At 70.7% G+C, this 20819-nt stretch carries 22 protein-coding genes and 1 tRNA gene; 6 read left to right on the top strand and 17 right to left on the bottom strand.

The window, feature by feature from the left end; all coding sequences use genetic code 11:
• Positions 1-729 (top strand): hypothetical protein, encoded by a 729-nt coding sequence (locus tag ABCS02_RS07260; protein WP_345834913.1) that lies wholly within the window; start codon positions 1-3, stop codon positions 727-729.
• A 21-nt stretch (positions 730-750) separates the two neighbouring features.
• Here ABCS02_RS07260 and uvrB read toward each other — a convergent pair whose 3' ends face one another.
• The 8 genes from uvrB to polA form a co-directional block, all read right to left on the bottom strand.
• Complete coding sequence (uvrB, locus tag ABCS02_RS07255; RefSeq protein WP_345834912.1) at positions 751-2817, bottom strand: excinuclease ABC subunit UvrB; 2067 nt, start codon at positions 2815-2817, stop codon at positions 751-753.
• A gap of 79 nt (positions 2818-2896) precedes the next feature.
• Entirely contained in the window at positions 2897-3493 is a 597-nt protein-coding gene (gene coaE / locus ABCS02_RS07250) for a dephospho-CoA kinase (RefSeq protein WP_345834911.1), read from the bottom strand.
• A gap of 91 nt (positions 3494-3584) precedes the next feature.
• On the bottom strand, positions 3585-5027 hold the full coding sequence (rpsA, locus tag ABCS02_RS07245; RefSeq protein ID WP_345834910.1) for a 30S ribosomal protein S1: 1443 nt from the start codon (positions 5025-5027) through the stop codon (positions 3585-3587).
• Positions 5028-5134: 107 nt separating this feature from the next.
• The gene (locus tag ABCS02_RS07240) at positions 5135-6118 is read right to left on the bottom strand and encodes a DUF1731 domain-containing protein (RefSeq protein ID WP_345834909.1); all 984 of its coding nucleotides are present in this window, start codon (positions 6116-6118) and stop codon (positions 5135-5137) included.
• Complete coding sequence (locus ABCS02_RS07235) at positions 6119-6772, bottom strand: DUF4166 domain-containing protein (protein WP_345834908.1); 654 nt, start codon at positions 6770-6772, stop codon at positions 6119-6121. It lies immediately after the preceding gene.
• A gap of 7 nt (positions 6773-6779) precedes the next feature.
• Entirely contained in the window at positions 6780-8453 is a 1674-nt protein-coding gene (locus tag ABCS02_RS07230; protein WP_345834907.1) for a DUF885 domain-containing protein, read from the bottom strand.
• The gene (locus ABCS02_RS07225; protein ID WP_345834906.1) at positions 8404-8850 is read right to left on the bottom strand and encodes a hypothetical protein; all 447 of its coding nucleotides are present in this window, start codon (positions 8848-8850) and stop codon (positions 8404-8406) included. The genes ABCS02_RS07230 and ABCS02_RS07225 overlap by 50 nt, the downstream gene beginning before the upstream one ends.
• 32 nt (positions 8851-8882) lie before the next feature.
• Entirely contained in the window at positions 8883-11555 is a 2673-nt protein-coding gene (gene polA, locus ABCS02_RS07220; protein WP_345834905.1) for a DNA polymerase I, read from the bottom strand.
• A 67-nt stretch (positions 11556-11622) separates the two neighbouring features.
• Between polA and ABCS02_RS07215 the strand changes: the two genes are divergently transcribed.
• Complete coding sequence (locus tag ABCS02_RS07215) at positions 11623-12027, top strand: hotdog fold thioesterase (protein WP_345834904.1); 405 nt, start codon at positions 11623-11625, stop codon at positions 12025-12027.
• Positions 12028-12091: 64 nt separating this feature from the next.
• Here the strand turns inward: ABCS02_RS07215 and ABCS02_RS07210 are convergent, their stop codons facing one another.
• Positions 12092-12697, bottom strand: coding sequence for a response regulator (locus tag ABCS02_RS07210; protein WP_345834903.1), 606 nt, complete (start codon positions 12695-12697; stop codon positions 12092-12094).
• A 38-nt stretch (positions 12698-12735) separates the two neighbouring features.
• On the opposite strand from ABCS02_RS07210, the gene ABCS02_RS07205 reads away from it, so the two are divergent.
• Positions 12736-12818 (top strand) — tRNA-Leu (locus ABCS02_RS07205).
• 10 nt (positions 12819-12828) lie between these two features.
• On the opposite strand, the gene ABCS02_RS07200 is transcribed toward ABCS02_RS07205, so the two are convergent.
• The 7 genes from ABCS02_RS07200 to ABCS02_RS07170 all read right to left on the bottom strand — a co-directional run bounded on the left by ABCS02_RS07200 (position 12829) and on the right by ABCS02_RS07170 (position 17539).
• On the bottom strand, positions 12829-13545 hold the full coding sequence (locus ABCS02_RS07200; RefSeq protein ID WP_345834902.1) for a hypothetical protein: 717 nt from the start codon (positions 13543-13545) through the stop codon (positions 12829-12831).
• Between the two features lie 79 nt (positions 13546-13624).
• The gene (locus ABCS02_RS07195) at positions 13625-13858 is read right to left on the bottom strand and encodes a ferredoxin (protein WP_345834901.1); all 234 of its coding nucleotides are present in this window, start codon (positions 13856-13858) and stop codon (positions 13625-13627) included.
• The gene (locus ABCS02_RS07190) at positions 13855-15054 is read right to left on the bottom strand and encodes an NADH-ubiquinone oxidoreductase-F iron-sulfur binding region domain-containing protein (RefSeq protein ID WP_345834900.1); all 1200 of its coding nucleotides are present in this window, start codon (positions 15052-15054) and stop codon (positions 13855-13857) included. The genes ABCS02_RS07195 and ABCS02_RS07190 overlap by 4 nt, the downstream gene beginning before the upstream one ends.
• On the bottom strand, positions 15051-15629 hold the full coding sequence (locus ABCS02_RS07185; RefSeq protein ID WP_345834899.1) for a ferric reductase-like transmembrane domain-containing protein: 579 nt from the start codon (positions 15627-15629) through the stop codon (positions 15051-15053). The genes ABCS02_RS07190 and ABCS02_RS07185 overlap by 4 nt, the downstream gene beginning before the upstream one ends.
• Complete coding sequence (locus ABCS02_RS07180) at positions 15622-16572, bottom strand: FAD:protein FMN transferase (protein WP_345834898.1); 951 nt, start codon at positions 16570-16572, stop codon at positions 15622-15624. The genes ABCS02_RS07185 and ABCS02_RS07180 overlap by 8 nt, the downstream gene beginning before the upstream one ends.
• On the bottom strand, positions 16550-16879 hold the full coding sequence (locus tag ABCS02_RS07175; RefSeq protein WP_345834897.1) for a hypothetical protein: 330 nt from the start codon (positions 16877-16879) through the stop codon (positions 16550-16552). The genes ABCS02_RS07180 and ABCS02_RS07175 overlap by 23 nt, the downstream gene beginning before the upstream one ends.
• Before the next feature lie 159 nt (positions 16880-17038).
• On the bottom strand, positions 17039-17539 hold the full coding sequence (locus tag ABCS02_RS07170) for an FBP domain-containing protein (RefSeq protein ID WP_345834896.1): 501 nt from the start codon (positions 17537-17539) through the stop codon (positions 17039-17041).
• A gap of 72 nt (positions 17540-17611) precedes the next feature.
• Here ABCS02_RS07170 and ABCS02_RS07165 point away from each other — a divergent pair, with 72 nt between their 5' ends.
• Entirely contained in the window at positions 17612-17938 is a 327-nt protein-coding gene (locus ABCS02_RS07165; protein ID WP_345834895.1) for a thioredoxin domain-containing protein, read from the top strand.
• Between the two features lie 21 nt (positions 17939-17959).
• On the opposite strand, the gene ABCS02_RS07160 is transcribed toward ABCS02_RS07165, so the two are convergent.
• Positions 17960-18784, bottom strand: coding sequence for a hydrolase (locus ABCS02_RS07160; protein ID WP_345834894.1), 825 nt, complete (start codon positions 18782-18784; stop codon positions 17960-17962).
• A 76-nt stretch (positions 18785-18860) separates the two neighbouring features.
• Here ABCS02_RS07160 and ABCS02_RS07155 point away from each other — a divergent pair, with 76 nt between their 5' ends.
• The gene (locus ABCS02_RS07155) at positions 18861-19661 is read left to right on the top strand and encodes an alpha/beta hydrolase (protein WP_345834893.1); all 801 of its coding nucleotides are present in this window, start codon (positions 18861-18863) and stop codon (positions 19659-19661) included.
• Between the two features lie 43 nt (positions 19662-19704).
• Entirely contained in the window at positions 19705-20724 is a 1020-nt protein-coding gene (locus ABCS02_RS07150; RefSeq protein ID WP_345834892.1) for an LLM class flavin-dependent oxidoreductase, read from the top strand.
• Positions 20725-20819: the final 95 nt, after the last annotated feature.

Here is a 20819-nt window from a genome sequence, read left to right as displayed (position 1 = left end):
ATGACCGCTGTCCCACCCGCACCACGCCCGTTCCCGGTTCGCGGCCGCGCGGTCGGCATCGTCGGCCTCGTCGGCGCTCTGCTCTTCGGGTTCTACTTCTTCGTGCCGACGCTGTTCCCGAGGATGGAGGCCGTCGTCTACGCGGCCCGGCCCTCCACGTCGGAGATCGTCGCCGTGGGCGCGCAGTATCAGCAGCTGGTCACCTTCGGCACCTGGCTGCAGGCCACCGGTGCCGCCCTGTGCGTCGTGTTCTTCATCGGCGTCCTGTTCCTCACCGCCGCCAATGGGACCGCCCCGGCCTACGTGGTCCTCTTCGGCGGGAGCGTCCTCGTCGCGCTCGTGCTCCTGGAAGGGGTGTTCACCCTGACCTGGGTGAGCGCCTCCACCGCGGGCATCGCCACCAGCGCCCGGGTCGGCTTCGACCTGATGTCGCGGTTCATCCAGGTGTTCCCGCTCGTCCCGGCGCCGGCCGTGTACCTGCCGCTGGGCTACCTCCTGCTCCGCAGCGGCCTGCTGCCACGGTGGCTCGCCTGGGTGGCGGCCGGACTCGGCGCGGCCTTCCTGCTGGTGGGCCTGCTCGAAGTGTTCCTCCCGTTCGCCCAGGCCTTCGCCGCCGGGCTCGCCGGACTCCAGGCGTTCTGGATCATTACGGCGGGCATCGTGCTCATCGCCCGCGGCGAGGCCCGCACGCCACACCCCTCGGCCGCCTCCGCGATCCCGGAGCAGTGACGTCCGGCGGGATGCCGGACCTCAGCCCAGGTGCCCCGCCTTCTCCATCTGCCGCAGGTCCCGCTTCAGGTCCGACAGCTCGTCGCGGAGGCGCGCCGCAAGCTCGAACTTCAGCTCGCCCGCCGCGGCGAGCATCTGCCCGTTCAGGTCGGAGATCAGCGACTCCAGCTCGGCGGCGCCCTGGGCGGCGATGCCGCCGTTGCGCAGGTTCGGCGTCGGGCTCTTGCGGCGCTGCTCCCGGCCGGCGAGCACGCGGGCGGTGTCGGCCTCCTCGCGGGCCAGCACGTCGGTGATGTCGGCGATGCGCTTGCGGAGGGGCGTGGGGTCGATGCCGTTGGCGCGGTTGTACTCGAGCTGGAGCTCGCGGCGGCGGTCGGTCTCCTCGATCGCGTTCTTCATCGAATCCGTCAGCACGTCGGCGTACATGTGCACCTCGCCCGAGACGTTGCGGGCGGCACGGCCGATGGTCTGGATGAGCGACGTCGAGGAGCGGAGGAAGCCCTCCTTGTCGGCGTCGAGGATCGCGACCAGCGACACCTCCGGCAGGTCCAGGCCCTCGCGGAGCAGGTTGATGCCGACCAGCACGTCGTAGACGCCGGCGCGCAGCTCGGTGAGCAGCTCGACGCGGCGGAGGGTGTCGACGTCGGAGTGCAGGTAGCGGACCTTCACGCCGGCCTCGGCGAGGAAGTCGGTGAGCTCCTCCGCCATCTTCTTGGTCAGCGTGGTGACCAGGATGCGCTCGTCGCGTTCGACGCGGACGCGGATCTCCTCAAGCAGGTCGTCGATCTGGCCCTTCGTCGGCTTGACGACGATCTGCGGGTCGACCAGGCCGGTCGGGCGGATGATCTGCTCGACCACGCCGTCCGCGATGTCCATCTCGTACTTGCCGGGCGTCGCCGACAGATACACGGTCTGACCCACCCGGTCCTTGAACTCGTTCCACCGCAGCGGGCGGTTGTCCATGGCGCTCGGGAGCCGGAAGCCGTGCTCCACCAGGGTGCGCTTGCGGGAGGCGTCGCCCTCGTACATCGCGCCGATCTGCGGAACGGTCACGTGGGACTCGTCGATGACGACGAGGAAGTCGTCCGGGAAGTAGTCGAGCAGGCAGTTCGGCGCCTCGCCGGGCTGCCGGCCGTCGATGTGCCGCGAGTAGTTCTCGATGCCGGAGCAGAAGCCGATCTGCTCCATCATCTCCAGGTCGAACTGGGTGCGCATCCGCAGCCGCTGCGCCTCCAGCAGCTTGCCCTCGCGCTCCAGCTCCTGCAGCCGCTCGCGCAGCTCCTCCTGGATGGTGCCGATGGCGCGCTGCATCGTCGCCGGGCTGGCGGCGTAGTGCGTCGCCGGGAACACCGACACCGCGTCCATCTTCTGCAGCACCTCGCCGGTCAGCGGGTGCAGCGAGTACAGCGCCTCGATCTCGTCGCCGAACAGCTCGACGCGGACCGCGTGCTCCTCGTACATCGGGATGATCTCGATGGTGTCGCCGCGCACGCGGAACTTGCCGCGCGAGAAGTCGACGTCGTTGCGCTCGTACTGCATCGCGACGAACCGGCGGATGAGCTGGTCGCGGCCGACGTTCTGGCCGACCTGGAGGGCGACCATCGCCTCCAGGTACTCCTCGGCCGCACCGAGGCCGTAGATGCAGGAGACCGTGGAGACCACGACCACGTCGCGCCGGCTGAGCAGCGAGTTGGTGGTGGAGTGCCGCAGCCGCTCGACCTCCGCGTTGACCGACGAGTCCTTCTCGATGAAGGTGTCCGTCTGCGGGACGTACGCCTCGGGCTGGTAGTAGTCGTAGTACGAGACGAAGTACTCGACCGCGTTGTTGGGCAGCAGCTCGCGGAACTCGTTGGCGAGCTGCGCCGCGAGGGTCTTGTTGTGGGCGAGGACGAGCGTCGGGCGCTGCACCTGCTCGACCAGCCAGGCGGTCGTCGCCGACTTGCCGGTTCCGGTGGCGCCGAGGAGGACGACGTCGGTCTCGCCCGCGTTGATGCGGCCGGCGAGTTCGGCGATGGCTTTGGGCTGGTCGCCGCTGGGCGCGTATTCGCTGACGACCTCGAACGGACGGACGAGACGCGTGGCTTGCATGAGTCCAGTCTAGGAAGGACCACCGACATCGCGGCCCGCTCTCGCTGAGAGCGGAACGGCCGGGCGCGGAACCCGGCGGTCAGGACCGCAGGCTCTCCCAGAGCTCGTCCACCTGCTCGCGGGTCCGGTCGAGCGAGCCGTCGGTGTCGATCACCACGTCCGCGACGGCCAGCCGCTCCTCGTCGGAGGCCTGCGACCCGATCCGGCGCTCGGCCTCCGCCGCGTCCATCCCGCGCAGCCGCACGAGCCGGTCGATGCGGGTGGCGGCGTCCGCGTGCGCGACGACCACGAGGTCGAACGGGTACTCGTTGGCGGACTCGACCAGCAGCGGCACGTCGTACACGACGATCGCCGCGGGATCGGCGGCTCCCGCGGCCTCGAACCGCGCGGTGGACGCCGCGAGCACGGCCGGGTGGGTGATCCCGTTGAGCTTCTGGAGGGCGTCCGCGTCGCCGAACACGATCGCGCCGAGCGCGGGCCGGTCGAGGCTGCCGTCCGCGGCGATGACGCCGTCGCCGAAGGTCCGGGCGATCTCGGCCAGTGCGGGAGTGCCCGGCTCGACGACCTCCCGTGCGATGCGGTCGGCGTCCACGACGACGGCGCCGAGCTCGGCGAGACGGGAGGCGATGGTCGATTTTCCGGAGGCGATCCCGCCCGTGAGTCCGATCAGCTGCACGGCGTCCAGCCTATGCGCACCGGGAGGGCGGCCGTTAACGCCGGAACGGCCGGCCCCCGAAGGGACCGGCCGCTCACGGATGAGACGGGTCTCAGTTGTTGGAGCTGAGCTTCTCGCGCAGGGCGGCGAGGGACTCGTCGTCGGCGAGGGTTCCGCCGTTGCCGGTCTCGCTCGAGTAGGACGAGGAACCGCTGTCGGCGGCCGCCTCCTCGATGCCCTTCGCGACCTGGCGCTTGTGCGCCTCCCAACGAGCCTGGGCGGCGGCGTACTGCTGCTCCCACTCGTCGCGCTGGGTCTCGAAGCCTTCCTTCCACTCGTTGGTCTCCGGGTCGAAGCCCTCGGGGTACTTGTAGTTCCCCTGCTCGTCGTACTCGGTGACCATGCCGTAGAGGGCCGGGTCGAACTCGGTGCCCTCGGGGTCGACGCCCTCGTTCGCCTGCTTGAGGCTGAGCGAGATGCGGCGGCGCTCCAGGTCGATGTCGATGACCTTGACGAAGACCTCTTCGCCGACCGACACGACCTGCTCCGCGAGCTCGACGTGCTTGCCGGAGAGCTCGGAGATGTGCACCAGGCCCTCGATGCCGTCCGCGACGCGGACGAAGGCACCGAACGGAACCAGCTTCGTGACCTTGCCCGGGGCGACCTGACCGATCGCGTGGGTGCGGGCGAAGACCTGCCACGGGTCCTCCTGGGTCGCCTTGAGCGACAGCGAGACGCGCTCGCGGTCCAGGTCGACCTCGAGGATCTCGACGGTGACCTCCTGGCCGACCTCGACGACCTCGGAGGCGTGCTCGATGTGCTTCCACGAGAGCTCGGAGACGTGCACGAGGCCGTCCACGCCGCCCAGGTCGACGAACGCGCCGAAGTTGACGATCGAGGACACGACGCCCTTGCGGACCTGGCCCTTGTGCAGGTTGTTGAGGAACGTGGTGCGGGACTCCGACTGGGTCTGCTCCAGCAGCGCGCGACGCGACAGGACCACGTTGTTGCGGTTCTTGTCGAGCTCGAGGATCTTCGCCTCGATCTCCTGGCCCAGGTACGGGGTCAGGTCGCGGACGCGGCGCAGCTCGATGAGCGACGCCGGGAGGAAGCCGCGGAGGCCGATGTCGACGATCAGGCCGCCCTTGACGACCTCGATCACCGTACCGGTGACCACGCCGTCGGCTTCCTTGATCTTCTCCACGTCGCCCCACGCGCGCTCGTACTGCGCACGCTTCTTGGACAGGATGAGGCGGCCTTCCTTGTCCTCCTTCTGGAGAACGAGCGCCTCGACGGTGTCGCCGACCTCGACGACCTCGCTGGGGTCGACGTCGTGCTTGATGGAAAGCTCGCGGGAGGGGATGACACCCTCGGTCTTGTAGCCGACGTCGAGGAGGACCTCGTCGCGGTCGATCTTGACGACGGTGCCTTCGATCAGGTCTCCGTCGTTGAAGAACTTCAGCGTCTTTTCGACCGCGGCAAGAAAGTCTTCAGCAGAACCGATGTCGTTGACTGCGACCTGCTTCGGTGCCTTGTCGGTCGTTGCGGTTGTCATGTAGTGGATGCTCCGTTATGGACATAAATCAGGCCGAGCGCGAACCTCTGTGGGTGTCTTCCGCGAACGGCAGGCGGATGTGGATGTCACACAAGTGACGGTCTAGTCTACCGACTGGCCTGCGAAAGGGGCAACTCGCGGCCGGCGACGATGTCGCGGAGGGCGGGCTCCAGGTCGGGGAAGGCGAACTCGTAGCCCGCGGCGAGCAGCCGCTCCGGCATCACCCAGCGGCTCTTCAGCACCAGCTCGGTCTCGGTGCGGAGGACCGCGGTGCCGAGCTCCAGCATCCAGCGGAACGCCGGGAGCCCGGCCGGGACGCGCAGCACACGGCGCAGGGTCGCCATCAGGGTGCGGCTGTCCGACGGGTTCGGCGCGGCGATGTTGACCGCGCCGTCGAGCTCGGGATGCTCCCGGAGGAACTCGATCGAGCCGAGCACGTCGGCGATGTGCACCCAGCTGAACCGCTGCCGGCCGCCGCGCGCGCGGAACTCGTGGAAGGTCCCGGCGTTGCGGCGCGCGGTGGTCGCGAACCAGCGGCCGTCGAGCTGCGGTCCGCCGAGGCCCCACTGCGTCAGCCGGATCAGCGGGGTCAGCGCGGAGCCGTCGCCGAGCACGATCGCCATGCGCAGCGCGACGCGGCGCGTGCCGGGCAGCTCTCCCTCCAAGAACTCGGCCTCCCAGGCGCGCGCGACGTTCACCGAGAAGCCGGTGCCGAGCTCGCCGGTGGACTCCGTCATCGGCCGGTCCTCGGCGTGCCGGTAGATCGTGGCGGTGGAGGCGTTGAACCAGACCGGAGGCGGGGCGTCGGAGGCGGCCACGGCCTCCCGCAGCGCCCGCGTGGTCTCCAGCCGCGAGCGGAAGATCTCGGCGCGGTTCGCGTCGCCGTAGCGGCAGTTGACGCTCTTGCCGGCCAGATTGATCAGCACGTCCGCGCCGGTGACGACCCGCCGCAGGGCCTCGGCGTCGCCCCAGCGCGCGTCGGCGCCGTCGCGGCCGACCAGCAGGACCGTCGCGCCGCGGGCGCGGTAGTGCTCCGCCAGATAGCGTCCGATGAAGCCGGACGCGCCGGCGATGACGATGCGCTCGCTCACTCACTCCCCCGATGCGACGGCGGCGCTCCCGACCTGGTATCGGAACGTCCCCGCGTACTGGTACACCCTACCGATCAGCGGGACGCGCACCACGATCGAGACCGCCTGCGCGTCGCGCTCGTCGTCGTACCGCTCGGTGAGCGCGACGACCGGGGCGACCGCGCGCGGGAGGACGAGCCGCAGCCTGCCCAGCCGCACCGCGACCCGGCGGGAGGTCAGCCGCAGGGCGCCGCCGATCACGCGGGCGGAGAACCAGGCTTCGGCGAGCACCGGCGACCCGAGGCGGTCCACGACCATCCAGCCGTCGACGCCGATCTCGTCGCGCATGTCGAACACGCGCCCGCGCAGCTCGAACCGCCGCACCGCGCGCACCGCCGGGCCGCCGTCGTCCGCCAGCACGGGCACGTTCTCGACCGTGAACGGCACGTCCCGCTCCCACACCGGGAACATCACGTGCGCCCGGCCGAACACCGCCAGCACCGGCCACAGCCAGCGCCGGGGCGTGCCGACGGTGTCGAACACGCCCCGGCCCGTGCCGGTGGACCCGGCCGGGATGGCGTCGAAGTAGGCGCGCAGCCGCGGATGGAGCTCCTCGAACGCCGGGCCGAGCACCGCACGGTACGGGGAGGTCATCGCGGCTGCGCGCTCTGGCACTGGTCGCTCAGTCGAGCAGTGCCGACTTCAGCGTGTCCAGGCCGACGCCGCCGATGTCGAGCGCCTTCTTGTGGAACGCCTTGATGTCGAACGCGGCGCCCTCGCGGCGCGCGTACTCGTCGCGGAGCTGCTCCCAGATCCGCTGGCCGATCTTGTACGACGGCGCCTGCCCGGGCCAGCCGAGGTAGCGGTTCACCTCGAACCGGACGAAGCCCTCGTTCATGTTGACGTTGTCGGCCAGGAAGCCGAACGCGTACTCGCCGGTCCACGGGCCGGAGCCGTCCGGGAGCTGCTTCTCCAGGTGCACGCCGATGTCGAGGACGACGCGGGCGGCGCGCATCCGCTGGCCGTCGAGCATCCCGAGCCGGTCGGCCGGGTCGTCCAGGTAGCCGAGCTGCTCCATCAGGCGCTCCGCGTAGAGCGCCCAGCCCTCGGCGTGGCCCGAGGTGCCGGCGATGCGGCGCCAGGAGTTGAGCTGCGCCTTGTTGTAGGTGGCCTGGGCGATCTGGAGGTGGTGGCCGGGGACGCCCTCGTGGTACACGGTGGTCAGCTCGCGCCAGGTGTCGAACTCGGTGACGCCCTCGGGGACGCTCCACCACATCCGGCCGGCGCGCGCGAAGTCATCGCTCGGGCCGGTGTAGTAGATGCCGCCCTCCTGCGTGGGCGCGATCATGCACTCCAGGCGGCGGATCTCCGCGGGGATGTCGAAGTGCGTCTTGCCGAGCTCCTCGATGGCGCGGTCGCTGGTCTCCTGCATCCAGCGCTGAAGGGCGTCGGTGCCGTGCAGCTTGCGGGAGGCGTCGCCGTCCAGGAACGCGATGGCCTCGTGGACCGTCGCGCCGGGCTTGATCTCGCGGGCGATCGACTCCTGCTCGGCGACCATGCGGGCGAGCTCCTCGATGCCCCACTCGTAGGTCTCGTCCAGGTCGACGGTCGCACCGAGGAAGTCGCGCGAGGCGAGGGCGTACAGCTCGCGGCCGACGGCGTCCTTCTCGGGCGCGTGCGCGGCCAGCTCGTCCTGCAGGAAGGCGGCGAGCGTGGCGTAGGCCGCCGCCGACTCCGTGGCGCCCTGGGCCAGGTCGGACTTCAGCGACGCGGGCAGCTCGCCGTTCAGCGGGCGGGCTGAGCCGGTGAAGTCGAAGAAGAAGCCGGTGTCCGCGATTTGCTTCTTGGCCTGCGCGAGCACCTCGCGCACCTGGCGGATCGCGGGGACGTTGCCGGCCGCGATGCCGCTGCGCAGCGTCTCGATGTAGCCGTCCATCGCCGCGGGGAGGTTGTGCAGCCGCTTCGCGACGTTCGCCCAGTCCTCCTCGGTGTCGGTGGGAACGAGGTCGAAGATGTCGCGGAGCTCCTGCGCCGGGGAGGCGATCACGTTGAGGTCGCGCTGGTTGAAGCCCGCCTCGTGCTTCTCGATGGTGAGCTCCAGCTCGCGGGACAGGTCCATCTTGGTGACCCGGTCGATGTCGTCCACCGGCTCGGCGGCCTGGATTTTGGCCAGCGCCTCCCGCACCTTGCCGACGGCCTGCTCGGCGCCGGCCGGCGAGTAGTCCGAGTACTCGCCCTCGCGGCCGGGACGGCCGAGCCAGACGTGGTACTCGGGGTGGAGCTCCAACTGGGTGTCGACCCACTCGTCAGCGATCGTGTCGATCGGAGTCGGTTCGCGCTTCTCTGCGTTCGTCATGGTTCGACCCTATCGAGGGGCCGACTTCCGCTGAAAGATGCGGCGTTCGGCGCGCCCGTTCCTCGCGGCGGTCGAGCTCGTCCTGGAGGGCGACGAAGAAGCGGTGGATCTCGCCGAGGCGCCGGGTGTAGAGCAACACGTCCGCGCCCGGCACCTTCCCGGCCGCGTCGAACTCGATTCGCGTGTGCGTCGCGTCGACGGGCAGGAACCGCAGCTTCGCGTCGAAGAGGAACCACCCGGACGCGAGCTGCGCGAAGGGGTCGAGGAGACTCGTCCCCGTGAGCGCGTCCCGGATGAAGTCCGGGACCTCCTCCACCGGGACGGGAACGACTTCGCTCGGCATCCGGCGCGCCTGGACGGCCTTCTTCGCGTGCCTCCGCGGCTCCAGCTCGCTCATGTCGTGAAGCGTAGTCCGGCGCGCCGCGGCCATCAGTGCGCGGCGGCCTCCCAGTTCGGGCCGCGGCCGATCTGCACGTCCAGCGGGACGCGGAGGGCGGCGGCGCCGGCCATCCGGGTGCGCACGATGGATTCGAGCGCGTCCCACTCGCCGGGAGCGACCTCGAAGATGAGCTCATCGTGCACCTGGAGGAGCATGCGCGAGTTCAGCTTCTGGTCGATCAGGTCGCCGGCGATCCCGAGCATCGCGATCTTCATGATGTCGGCGGCCGAGCCCTGGATGGGCGCGTTGAGCGCCTGGCGCTCGGCGTTCTCGCGCAGCACGCGGTTGGTGGAGGTCAGGTCGGCGAACGGGCGGCGGCGGCCGAAGATCGTCTCGGTGTAGCCGTCGACCCGGGCGATCTCCACGACGCTGCGCAGGTAGTCGCGCACCGCGCCGAAGCGCTCGAAGTAGCCGGCCATCAGGTCGCGCGCCTCCTTCGTCTCGATGCGGAGCTGCTTGGACAGGCCGAAGGGGCTGAGGCCGTAGGCGAGGCCGTACGACATCGCCTTGACCTTGGTGCGCATGAGCGGGGTGACGTCCTCCGGCGCGACGCCGAAGACGCGCGCGCCGACGAAGCGGTGCAGGTCCTCCCCCGCGTTGAATGCCTCGATCAGTCCCGGGTCCTCGGAGAGGTGCGCCATGATGCGCATCTCGATCTGCGAGTAGTCGGCGGTCAGCAGCGTCTCGTAGCCCTCGGCGCTGCGGAACGCCGAGCGGATCTCCCGGCCCTCCTCGGTGCGGATCGGGATGTTCTGGAGGTTGGGATCGTTGGACGAGATGCGGCCGGTGCTGGTGCCGGTCTGGTCGTAGGTGGTGTGGATGCGCTCGTCCCCGTTGACCGAGCGCTCCAGCGTCTCCACGATCTGCTTGAGCTTGGTCGCGTCGCGGTGCTGGAGCAGCAGGTCGAGGAACGGGTGCGGGTTGCTCTCCTGCAGGTCGGCGAGCGACTGCGCGTCGGTGGAGTAGCCGGTCTTGGTGGAGCGGGTCTTCGGCATCCCGAGCTCGTCGAACAGCACCTGCTGGAGCTGCTTCGGCGAGCCGAGGTTCAACTCGTGGCCGACCTCGGCGTAGGCGCGGGCGGCGTAGTCGTTGGCCTTGTCGGTGAGCTGGCCGCGCAGGCGGCGCAGCACCTCGGTGTCGATCGAGACGCCGTCGAGCTCCATCTCGGCCAGGACAGCGACGAGCGGGAGCTCGATGTCGTCCAGCACGGCGCGGGTGCCGGCGTCGAGGGCGATCATCTGGCCCTCGGCTACGCGGCGGATGTACCAGGCCTCGGTCGCCGGGCTCACCGCGTCGTTGATCGGCACGAGCTGGTTCGGGTCGGAGACCGGGAGGGTCTCGCCCAGGACCTCGTAGACCTGCTCGGCCAGCGACTGCGGCGCGGCGCCGGGCTTGACGAGCCAGGAGGCGATCCGGGTGTCGAAGGCGAGGCCGTCGACCACGAAGCCGGCCCGGGCCAGCGCCTTGAACTGCGGCTTGGCGTGGAAGAAGTACTTGGGCGCGCTGCTCGCGAGCCACTCCTCCAGCGCCGTGTAGTCGGGACGGCCGGCGGCCCACGGGACGTAGACGGTGTCGTCGGCGGCGGCGAGGCCGAAGCCGGTGATGCCGGCCGGGCCGGTCTCCAGCTGCACGGCGACCGCGGCGCCGTCGGCGGAGGCCTTCTCCAGCCAGTTGGCGAGCTCCTCGTCCACGAGGGTGCGGACGACCGGGGCGCTCACGGCCCCGACGTCGCCCTCCGAAGGGGCGGCTCCGGCGCCGGTGAAAGTGCCGTCCTCGGCCGCGGCCTTCAGCAGCCGGTCGAGCAGGGTCTTGAACTGGAGGCGCGCGAAGATGTCGCGGACGGCGTTCTCGTTGAGCGGCTTGCGCTCCAGGTCGGCCGGGGCGACCTCCAGCTCCACGTCGTCCAGGAGCTTGTTGAGCCGGCGGTTGCGGAGGGCGTTCTCCTGCTGGTCGCGGAGGTTCTGCCCGACAACGCCCTTGATCTCGTCGGCGTGGGCGACGATGTTCTCGACGGTGCCGTACTGCTGCACCCACTTGACCGCGGTCTTCTCGCCGACCTTGTCGATGCCGATCAGGTTGTCGCTGGTCTCGCCGACCAGCGCCGCGATCTCCGGGTACTGGTGCGGCTCGACGCCGTAGCGCTCCCGCACGGCGGCGGGGTCGTAGATCTTGAGCTCGGAGACGCCGCGGACGTTCGGGTAGAGCAGCGTCACGTCGTCGTTGACGAGCTGGATGGTGTCGCGGTCGCCGGAGACGAGGAGGACGCGGTAGCCCTGCTCGCTGCCCTGGCGCGCGAGCGTGGCGAGGATGTCGTCGGCCTCGAAGTCCTCCTTGGCGATGGTGGTGATGTTCATCGCGTGGAGGGCCTCCTGCAGCAGCGGGATCTGGCCCACGAACTCGGAGGGGGTCTCGTTGCGGGTGCCCTTGTACTCCGGGTACTCGCGCGTGCGGAACGAGTATCGGGAGATGTCGAACGCGACCGCGAGGTGGGTCGGGCGCTGCTGCTGGAGCAGGTTGATCAGCATCGCGATGAAGCCGTGGATGCCGTTCGTGTGCTGCCCTTCGCGGTTGACGAAACTGTCCACGGGGAGCGCGTAGAAGGCCCGGAATGCCAGCGAATGGCCGTCGATGACGAGAAGGGTAGGCTTTTCGGAGTCTGACACCAGGCAAGCCTACAAGGGGCCGGTGACAGTCCAGGACGACGGCCGACGAGGGCGGAGAGGCAGTGAAATGACCGAGGACGCGCTCGCGTACGTGAAGCAGCGGGGGCTCGGCGCCCTCGCCGACAAGATGGGCATCGAGATCGTCGAGTTCACGATCGAGCGGGCCGTGGCGACCATGCCCGTGCTCGGCAACACACAGCCCGCGGACCTGCTGCACGGCGGCGCCTACGTCGTGCTCGGCGAGTCGCTCGGCTCCATGTCGGCGAACCTCTACGCCGGCGAGGGACGGCTGGCGGTGGGCATCGAGATCAACGCCTCGCACACGCGCGCGGCGGTCGACGGCTACGTGACCGGCGTCTGCACGCCCATCCACCTCGGCCGCACGCTGACGACGCACGAGATCGCCGTGACCGACGACCGCGGCCGCCGCTGCTCGACCATCCGCATCACGAACCTTATTAAGGACCTCTAGACAATTCGTGCCGAATGGCGCGAATGCGCCGCCGATTCGCGCCATTCGGCACGAATCGGGGACGTTACTTCTTGGGGGCGAGCTGCTCGATGATCGCCTGGGCGACGTCGTGCATGGTGAGGCGGCGGTCCATCGACGCCTTCTGGATCCAGCGGAACGCGTCCGGCTCGCTGAGGCCCATCTTCTCGTTGAGGAGGCCCTTGGCACGGTCGACCAGCTTGCGGGTCTCGAAGCGCTGCACCATGTCGGAGACCTCGGCCTCCAGCGCGATGATCTGCTGGTAGCGGGCCAGTGCGATCTCGATCGCCGGCAGGAGGTCGTTCGGGGTGAACGGCTTCACCACGTAGGCGAGGGCGCCCGCCTCGGTCGCGCGCTCCACGAGCTCCTTCTGGCTGAACGCGGTCAGCAGCACGACGGGCGCGATGTGGTTCTTGGAGAGGCGCTCGGCCGCCGAGATGCCGTCGAGCTGGGGCATCTTGACGTCCATGATGACCAGGTCGGGGCGCAGCTCGGTGGCCAGCGCGACCGCGGTCTCGCCGTCTCCGGCCTCGCCGACGACCTCGAAACCGTTGTCGCGCAGGGTCTCGACGATGTCGAGCCGGATGAGCGACTCGTCCTCCGCAACGACGACTCGGCGGGGTGCGGTGGGGGTGGTCTCCTGGTCAGTCACGGACAAAAGCCTACGGTATTGTTCAGGTGTTGTTGTGCGCCGCTGTGGCGGAATGGCAGACGCGGAGCACTCAAAATGCTTTGTCCGGAAGGGCGTGTGGGTTCGAGTCCCACCAGCGGCACGCACGCTGGCTACACGCGCGCCCTTTTGTCGGTCCCATCATCTCGAAGGCCGTGCATCTCAGTGAAGTACTGCCAGCACACGCCGGGAAGATCAGGGGCATCCAGCATCGGAGCCACCGCCGCGACCGCATCGGTCAAAGCTCTCCGCGTGCGATCCAGTTCGACGGTGAAATCACTGAGCCGCGGCTCCCACCCTTTCTTCGCAACCGGTTCAGCCGCCCCGACAGCCATGTACGCGCGCCCTCGGTCGGACATCGCGAAGAAGACGGTGTCCGACGAGAGATCGCCGAAGTCGAGCGACCACAGAACGGGAGTCCGTTCCGCGCTCCATGTGGGGACCATCGCCTCCACGAGGTAATTCGTCGCGTATCTCACCGGCTCCATCAACCCGTGAAGGAAGCCATCCGGGCCGTCGTCCTCCCAGAAATCCCACCCCGGGTCGTCCACAGCAAGGGAGTAGGTCCATCCGTGCTCGTTGTGGAACCTGGACATCGGCTGCTCGAGGAACTCCTGGGAACGGATGACGGAGAGGGCGGCCCGCAAAGCATCCGTCCTACCGACGCGCTTCGCCGGCTTGTCCTCCTCGTCGAGGACGGAGACGAGTTCCATCCCGGTGCGCGCGTGAGAACGAGCGAGCACTCGCATCGCGTCCGCGTAGTTGGTGCTTGCTTCGAACTGCGCCCGCTTCACCGCTTCCAGCATCCGCTCGCGATCCCTGATCTTCATCGCGCGCCTCCCCTGACGTACCAGGTCTACGCCCCGGGATTCGCTGAGGCCAGGCCGGGTGCGGAGGCCGTAGGCGCCGTCACCCCGCTCGGCGCAGCCGCAGGGCCAGCACGGGGCACAGCGCCACGGCGTCCTCCGCGGCGTCCAGCTGGTCGCTTCTGACCGGGATGTCGGAGCGCGAGGAGGCCGGCTGACCGACCGCGAACGGGTAGCCCCACTCGTCGCGCGCGATCGTCCCCTCCAGCAACTCGGCGCACAGCCCGCGGCCGTCGCAGCGCGTCCAGTCCACGTGGAGGGTGTGGCGCGCGGTCATCGTGCGCTCCTCAGGCAGCGGCCCTCGGCGTGGGCGTGGATGTCGCGGGCGAAGACGCGCAGAGCGCTGCGGACGAGGCGCGCGGCCCCGTCGGGATGGTGGCACGAGCCGCGGCCGTCGACCGCCTCCGCGAGCCGGGCGAGCTCGGCCGCCGCCTGCGGGGCGAGCCGGCCGGCGGCCAGCTCGGCGAACCGGTCGGCCATCGCCGAGAGCCCGAACAGGCACGGCCCGCACTGCCGGGCGGAGGCCGCGGCCAGCTCCTGGACGATCGCCGCGGTCACCGCCAGACCGCAGCGCTGGGGGCCGAGCACGTGCACGACGCCGGCTCCCGCGGACTCCCCCGGCGCCGCGCCGGTCTCGGAGGGCGCGATCCAGCGACCGTGATACCCGCCGAGGAGCACGCCCGCGGCGAGCCTCGCCTCCCCGCCGGCCCGGGCGACGATGTCCAGCACGGTAGCGTCGGTCGGCACTTCGAACACGCCCTCGGCGGCCACGTCCCCGGTCACCGTGACCAGCCGGGTCCCCGGTCGCTCCGGGTCGCCGACGCTGCGGAACCAGTCGCCGCCGTAGCGGTCCACGAGCGCGAGCTGCGCGAGCGTCTCGACGTTGTGCAGCAGGGTCGGCCGCCCGTCGAGCCCGGACTCCGACAGCCGCCGCGTCCGGTCGAGCGGCACGGCGCGGCCGGTCTGGAGGGCGTTCACCACCGCGCTCGCCTCGCCCGCGACGAAGCCGTCCGCTGCCTCGATCAGCTCGACGCGCCCGGCGTCCGAGCGCTCGGCGACGGCGGCCGCGACCGGGGCGACGGCGGCCGCGTGGAGGTACAGCACGGTCCGCGCGGCGCCGAGGGCCTCCGACGCGGTCAGGAGGCCGTCGAGGACGAGGTGCGGCGCGTTGGCGAGCAGGACGGCGTCCTTCCAGCTCCACGGCTCGCCCTCGGAGCCGTTGCCGATCACGACCGGGGCGCGGCGCCCGGTCGTCGCCGCCAGCTTGCGGAACGCGGGGAACGCGGCGCCGCCACGGCCGGTCAGGCCCGACCGCTCCAGCTCGCGTTCGAGGTCGGCGCGGCGCAGGCCGCGGCGCGGCCCGAACGCGGAGAGGTGGGCGAGGGCGTCGGCCGAATGCCCGGCCGCGAGAAGCCGCGGCGGCGTGGCGGCGGGGTCGGAGACCGGCTGGACGTTGTCGGCGGTCATGGTCATGACGGTCCCCTTCTGCTGAGTGCGGACTCCGTGCGTCGTGCCGCGGCCGTCTCCAGGAACCCGGCGGACACCCGCCAGAGGACCGCCACGAGCACGAACAGCACCGACGCGCCGGCGAGCAGCAGCATCCAGCCGGACATGCCGTCCGTGCCGTCGCCGATCGTGTGCGCCAGCGCCACCGGCCACAGCGCGTAGCTCAGCCAGTGCACGGCCTTGAAGACGCGCAGCCCGAGCCGCCGGCGCAGCAGCGCGGTGATCGTCACCGCGATCAGGAGGTCGACGGCGACGGTGCCGAGGCCGAGCCAGAACGGCAGGTGCGCACCGAGGAACGGCACCAGGATGTCGGTGAGGGTGAGCTTCGCGTAGGAGTCGAGCAGCAGCGTCCCGATGTGGAGGACGAGGAACACGACCGCGAGCAACGACACGTTGCGATGCAGGAGCGTGACGGAGAAGCGCGGCATCCCGGGCAGCGGGCGGCCGGAGCGGGTCACGATCCCGAGCCAGAGCGAGACGGTGAGCAGGAGGAGCGCGACGACGCCGGAGGCCCGGCCGACCGCCCAGAGGACCTCATCCATCAGTTCGCCCCGTCCCGGTCGGCAGGTCGGCGGGCCAGCGCCCGGTGGTGACGATCGAGCCGTCCCTGGCCACCAGCCGCGCGTCGGCGCCGAGGCCGCGCAGCCAGGCGGGAGCCGTCAGCCCGCGCACGACCGACGCCGTGCTCAGCGCGTTGGCGCGGACGCAGGTCGTCGCGGCGACGGTGACCGACCTCCACACGTCGTCGGCCGGGAGCCCGAAGCGCGGGTCGAGGATGTGGTGCCTGGCCTGCCCGTCGCTGCGCCAGCGCCGCTTCTGCGTGCTCGACGTGGCGACGCCGACGCCGTCCGGGATCGCGATCTGCTGGGCCGGGTCGGACGGGAGGTCCTGGACGAGCACCTCCCAGAGCCGACCGGAGGCGCCCGCGGTCGCGATGTCGCCGCCGAGCGAGACCAGGGTGTCCGCTCCCGTCTCCTGCGCGATGCGGCGGGCGATGCGATCGGCCGCGTGCGCCTTCGCGGTCGCGCCGAGGTCGAGGCGGAGGTCGGCGGGGAGGCTCAGCGTGCGCCCGTCGAGCGCGATGCGCTGCCAGCCGGGGCGGCGCGGGCGGGTGACGGTCAGGGTGACGCCGTCTGCGGGGAGCGCCGCGAAGTCACGGTCGTAGCCGAGGCGGTCGAGGTCGCCGCCGAGGGTGGGGTCCACGTCGCCGTCGGTGTCGGCGGCTGCGGCGAGCGCGACCGCGACGAACTCGGCCAGCAGCGGGCTCAGCTCGACGCCGCCGGCGGGACGGTCGCCGCTGTTGAGCCGCGAGAGCTCACTGTCCGCCTCGAACCGGCTGGCCGCCGCGGTGACGGCGGCGAGTTCCGCGTCGGCGATCCCGCGCGCCTGACGGAGCGCCTCCGGGTCGGAGACCACGATGCGGGCCTCGACTCCCCAGATGGCGAAATCGTCGTGGACGAGGTCAGGAGCCGCTGGACTGGCCACTGAACCCACCGCCCTGGCTCTGCTGGATGCCGCTCCCGGAGTTGCTGGAGGAGCCGGAGTCGTCGCTGCTGCTGCCGCTGCCGGACGAGTCGGAGCTGGACGACCCGGAGCCGGAGCCGGACAAGCTGGAGCCCGAGCCGCTCGATCCCGAACTGCCGGTGCCCGAGGTGCTCGTCCCCGTCGTGCCCACGGTCGAGGTCCCGGCGAACAGGAACCCGGAGAGGATGCCCGTCACTGCGAGGCTGGAGATGCCGATCGCGGTGGTGATCCCGACGGCTGTGCGCCGTCCCGCCGAGCGAATGTCCATGTCAGGCCCTCCATCCGGTCCCCGCCCGCCGTCTGCGATGCGGCGTCCCGGGACTGATCACCAGCCTGCGCTCGGTTTCTTTCCGGAACCTTATTCGGGGTGGGAACGGGATATCGGGTCGCTATGAATCAGCTTCGAGCGTGAATCAGCTTCGAGCGCTCAGGGCCGTACTCCCACCACGGCCTGCGCGAACCGCCGCACCCGCTCGCCGAGCCCGGCAATCTGGTCCTCGATCACGCGCGCGGCGTCGAAGCCGACGAACTGCGGAGGCGGCGTGCGCCGCACGTTCTCGGTGCACTCGAACGAGGCGCAGACCAGCGCGCCCACGGTGTCGCCCCGCCTCCCGGCATCCCCCGCCCTGCGTGCCGACCAGAAGTAGACGTCGCGCCGGACGTGAACGTCCTGGCACCAGCCGCACATGGTGGGCGCGTGCGAGCGCATCGAGGCCTCGGACGCGCGCAGCACGATGCCGACCGGTCCGCTCCCGGTCGGGACGACGATGTAGCCGCGCTGCGGGAGCCGGGGATCGCGCCAGCCGAGGTACTCGCGGCGGGCCCAGTCCACCTCGTGCATCCCGGGCGGCAGCGGCAGGTCGGCGGCGTCGGCGCGCGAGCAGTTCACGAACGAGTCGCGGAGTTCCTGCGGGGTCAGGGTGTCCATGTCCACCTCCTGCGTCCCATGCTCGCACAGGTGCTTGACCTTGACCCCGGGGGCACGGCTTAGCCTCCCGGCATGAGCACTCTTGACAGCGTCACCGACGCCTCCTTCGCCTCCGATGTCCTGGAGGCGGAGGGCACCACCCTCGTCGAGTTCTGGGCGCCCTGGTGCGGCCCCTGCCGGGCGGTCACGCCGATCCTGGAGCGGATCGCCGACGAGCACCGCGACGACCTCCGGATCGTGCGCATCAACGCCGACGAGAACCCGCGCTCGTCCGCCGAGTACCACGCGCTCTCGCTGCCGATGATGAAGGTGTTCCAGGGCGGGGAGGTCGTCAAGACCATCGTGGGCGCCAAGCCGAAGCCCGCGATGGAGTTCGAGCTCGCGCCGTACCTGAGCTGACCCGGCCTGGCTTGACGCCGCTCAGGTCAGGTGGTCGAACGCGCCGCTGACCCAGCCGATGTACCGCTCCGCCGACCGCCGCACGGCCTCCCGCGCGTCCTCCGGGATGACGTTGCCCAGGTTGCCGTACATCCGGTCGAACGGCCGGTCGCAGACCAGGTCGGCGACGCGCCGCACCACCGCGGCCGACAGTGGGATGTCGTTGGGGAAGCTCCGCTGGAAGGTCACCCACTTCTGCGACGGCCCGGGGAAGACCGTGTCGCCGCTGAGCACGACCCCGCGGTCCCAGTGCACGATCGCACTGCCGGGGAAGTGCCCGCCGACCGTGCGCAGCAGCACACCGGGCAGCACCTCCTCCTCGCCGCTCCACTCCCGGATGGCCGGGTCCTCCCGCTGCACCCAGTGCCGGTCCGCCGCGTTGACCAGCACCGGCACGCCGCCGAGCAGCCGCGACCAGGAGGTCTGCGCACCGAACATGTGCGGGTGGCTGGTGGCGATCACGGCGGCGCCGCCGAGGTCCTGGACGGCCGTGGCGGTGGCGTCGTCGACGTATCCGGTGGGGTCCCAGAGCAGGTTGCCGTCCGGCGTGCACAGCAGCAGGCCGCGCTGCCCGATGCCGACCCGCGGCTCGCTGCTCAGCCCGTAGAGCCCGGGCTCCAGCTCCGTCACGGTCACGCGCTCGCCCTCGCGCTGGAGGCGCTGCAGGGTGGTCCAGCGCTGGCCGCTCGGCGGGACGTACTGCCGCTCGTCCTCGCAGATCGGGCAGGAGGCCGGTGGCTGCTCCCCCGCGTCCGTCACGATCGGTGTCGTCTCCACAGCGCACGCCGCGCACAACCAGTCCGCCATGCCGGTCAGGTTACCCGCCGTCGCGCCCGCAGGCAGGGACTGGTGGCGGGCTCCGCTGCGCAATAACCTGTGCGCCATGGCGAATCAACCCGTGCTCTTCATCCACGGCCTCTGGCTCCACGCGAGCAGCTGGCAGCCCTGGATCGACCTCTTCACGGCGGAGGGCTACGCCCCCGTCGCTCCCCTGTGGCCCGGCGAGAAGGACACTGTGGAGGCCACCCGCGCGAACCCCGACGACGTCGCCAACTTCGGCATCGACGAGGTCACGGCCCACTTCGCCAAGATCATCGAGGCGATGGACGTCCCTCCGGTCATCATCGGCCACTCCTTCGGGGGCCTGGTCACCGAGAAGCTGATCGGGCAGGGCTACGGCAACGCGGGCGTCGGGATCGACCCGGCCCAGATCAAGGGTGTGCTGCCGCTGCCGTTCCGTCAGTTGAAGGCGTCGTTCCCCGTGCTGGACAACCCGGCCAACATCCACAAGCCGGTCGCCCTCACCGAGGAGCAGTTCAAGTTCGGCTTCGGGAACCAGCTCACCGACGAGGAGTCGAAGGAGCTGTTCGACCGCTGGACCGTCCCCTCGACCGTCCGCCCGATCTTCCAGGCGGCGGCGGCCAACTTCAGCGTCCACTCGCAGGCCGCGGTCGACACCAAGAACGAGGACCGCGGGCCGCTGCTCCTCATCGCGGGCGGCGAGGACAACACGGTCCCGGAGGTGACCGTGGACGCGACCCTCAAGCAGTACCGCGACTCCAACGCCGTGACCGAGCTGATCACCTTCCGCGACCGCGGCCACTCGCTCGTGATCGACCACGGCTGGCGCGACGTGGCCACGGAGATCCTGGTCTGGCTCGGGCAGCAGGGGCTGGAGGACTGAGCCGGTCCGGAATACCGCGCCGGCCGGACGGCTTGCCCTCACTGTGAAACGCATCGGCTTCCTCAGCTTCGGCCACTACCAGGCCGTCCCCGGCTCCGTCGTGCGGACGGCGGCCGACGCCCTCCTGCAGACGGTGGAGCTCGCGGTCGCCGCGGAGGAGGTGGGGGCCGACGGCGCGTTCGTCCGGGTGCACCACTTCGCCCCGCAGCTCGCCTCCCCGTTCCCGCTGCTCGCCGCGATCGGCGCGCGCACCTCGCGCATCGAGATCGGCACCGGCGTCATCGACATGCGGTACGAGAACCCGCTGTACATGGCGGAGTCCGCCGCGGCCGCCGACCTGATCAGCGGGGAGCGCCTCCAGCTCGGCGTCAGCCGCGGATCACCGGAGACCGCGCTCGCCGGCTACGAGTCGTTCGGCTACGTGCCGGGCGAGGGCGAGTCCGACGCCGACATGGCCCGGCGGCACACCGCGATCTTCCGCGCCGCCATCGCGGGCGAGGGGATGGCGAACGCCGACCCGCGGATGACGGGCCAGAGCGGCGGCCTGTCCGTCCAGCCGCTCTCGCCGACCCTCCCGGACCGGATCTGGTGGGGCGCCGGAACCCGGGCGACCGCCGAGTGGACGGCCGAGCAGGGCATGAACCTGATGTCCTCCACCCTGCTCACGGAGGACACCGGCGAGGCGTTCGACAAGCTCCAGGCCGAGCAGATCCAGCGCTACCGCGACACCTGGGCCGAGATGGGCTGGGAGCGCGAGCCGCGTGTGAGCGTCAGCCGCAGCGTCATCCCGATCGTCGACGACGAGTCCCGCCGCTACTTCGGCGCGCGGGCGCAGGTGGAGGGCCGCGACCAGGTCGGCCACCTGGACGGCGGGATCGCGCGCTTCGGCCGCTCCTACATCGGCGAGCCGGAGAAGCTGGTCGCCGAGCTGGCGCAGGACGAGGCGGTGCGGATGGCCGACACCGTGCTCGTGACCGTGCCGAACCAGCTCGGGGTGGACTTCAACGCGCGGCTGCTGGAGGCCGTGGTCGGTGTCGGGCGCGAGCTGGGGTGGCGCGACTGAGACCCGTGTACCCCGAATGCGGCCCTGTGCGATTTTCGGGCACATGAGAGGATCGCTGTGCGGTACACCCGAATTCCGCAGCACAGGCCGTGACG

This window comes from Microbacterium sp. X-17 (genome assembly GCF_039615055.1).
Note: the sequence above shows the minus strand (reverse complement) of the source record. Positions and strands in the feature narration are given on the sequence as shown.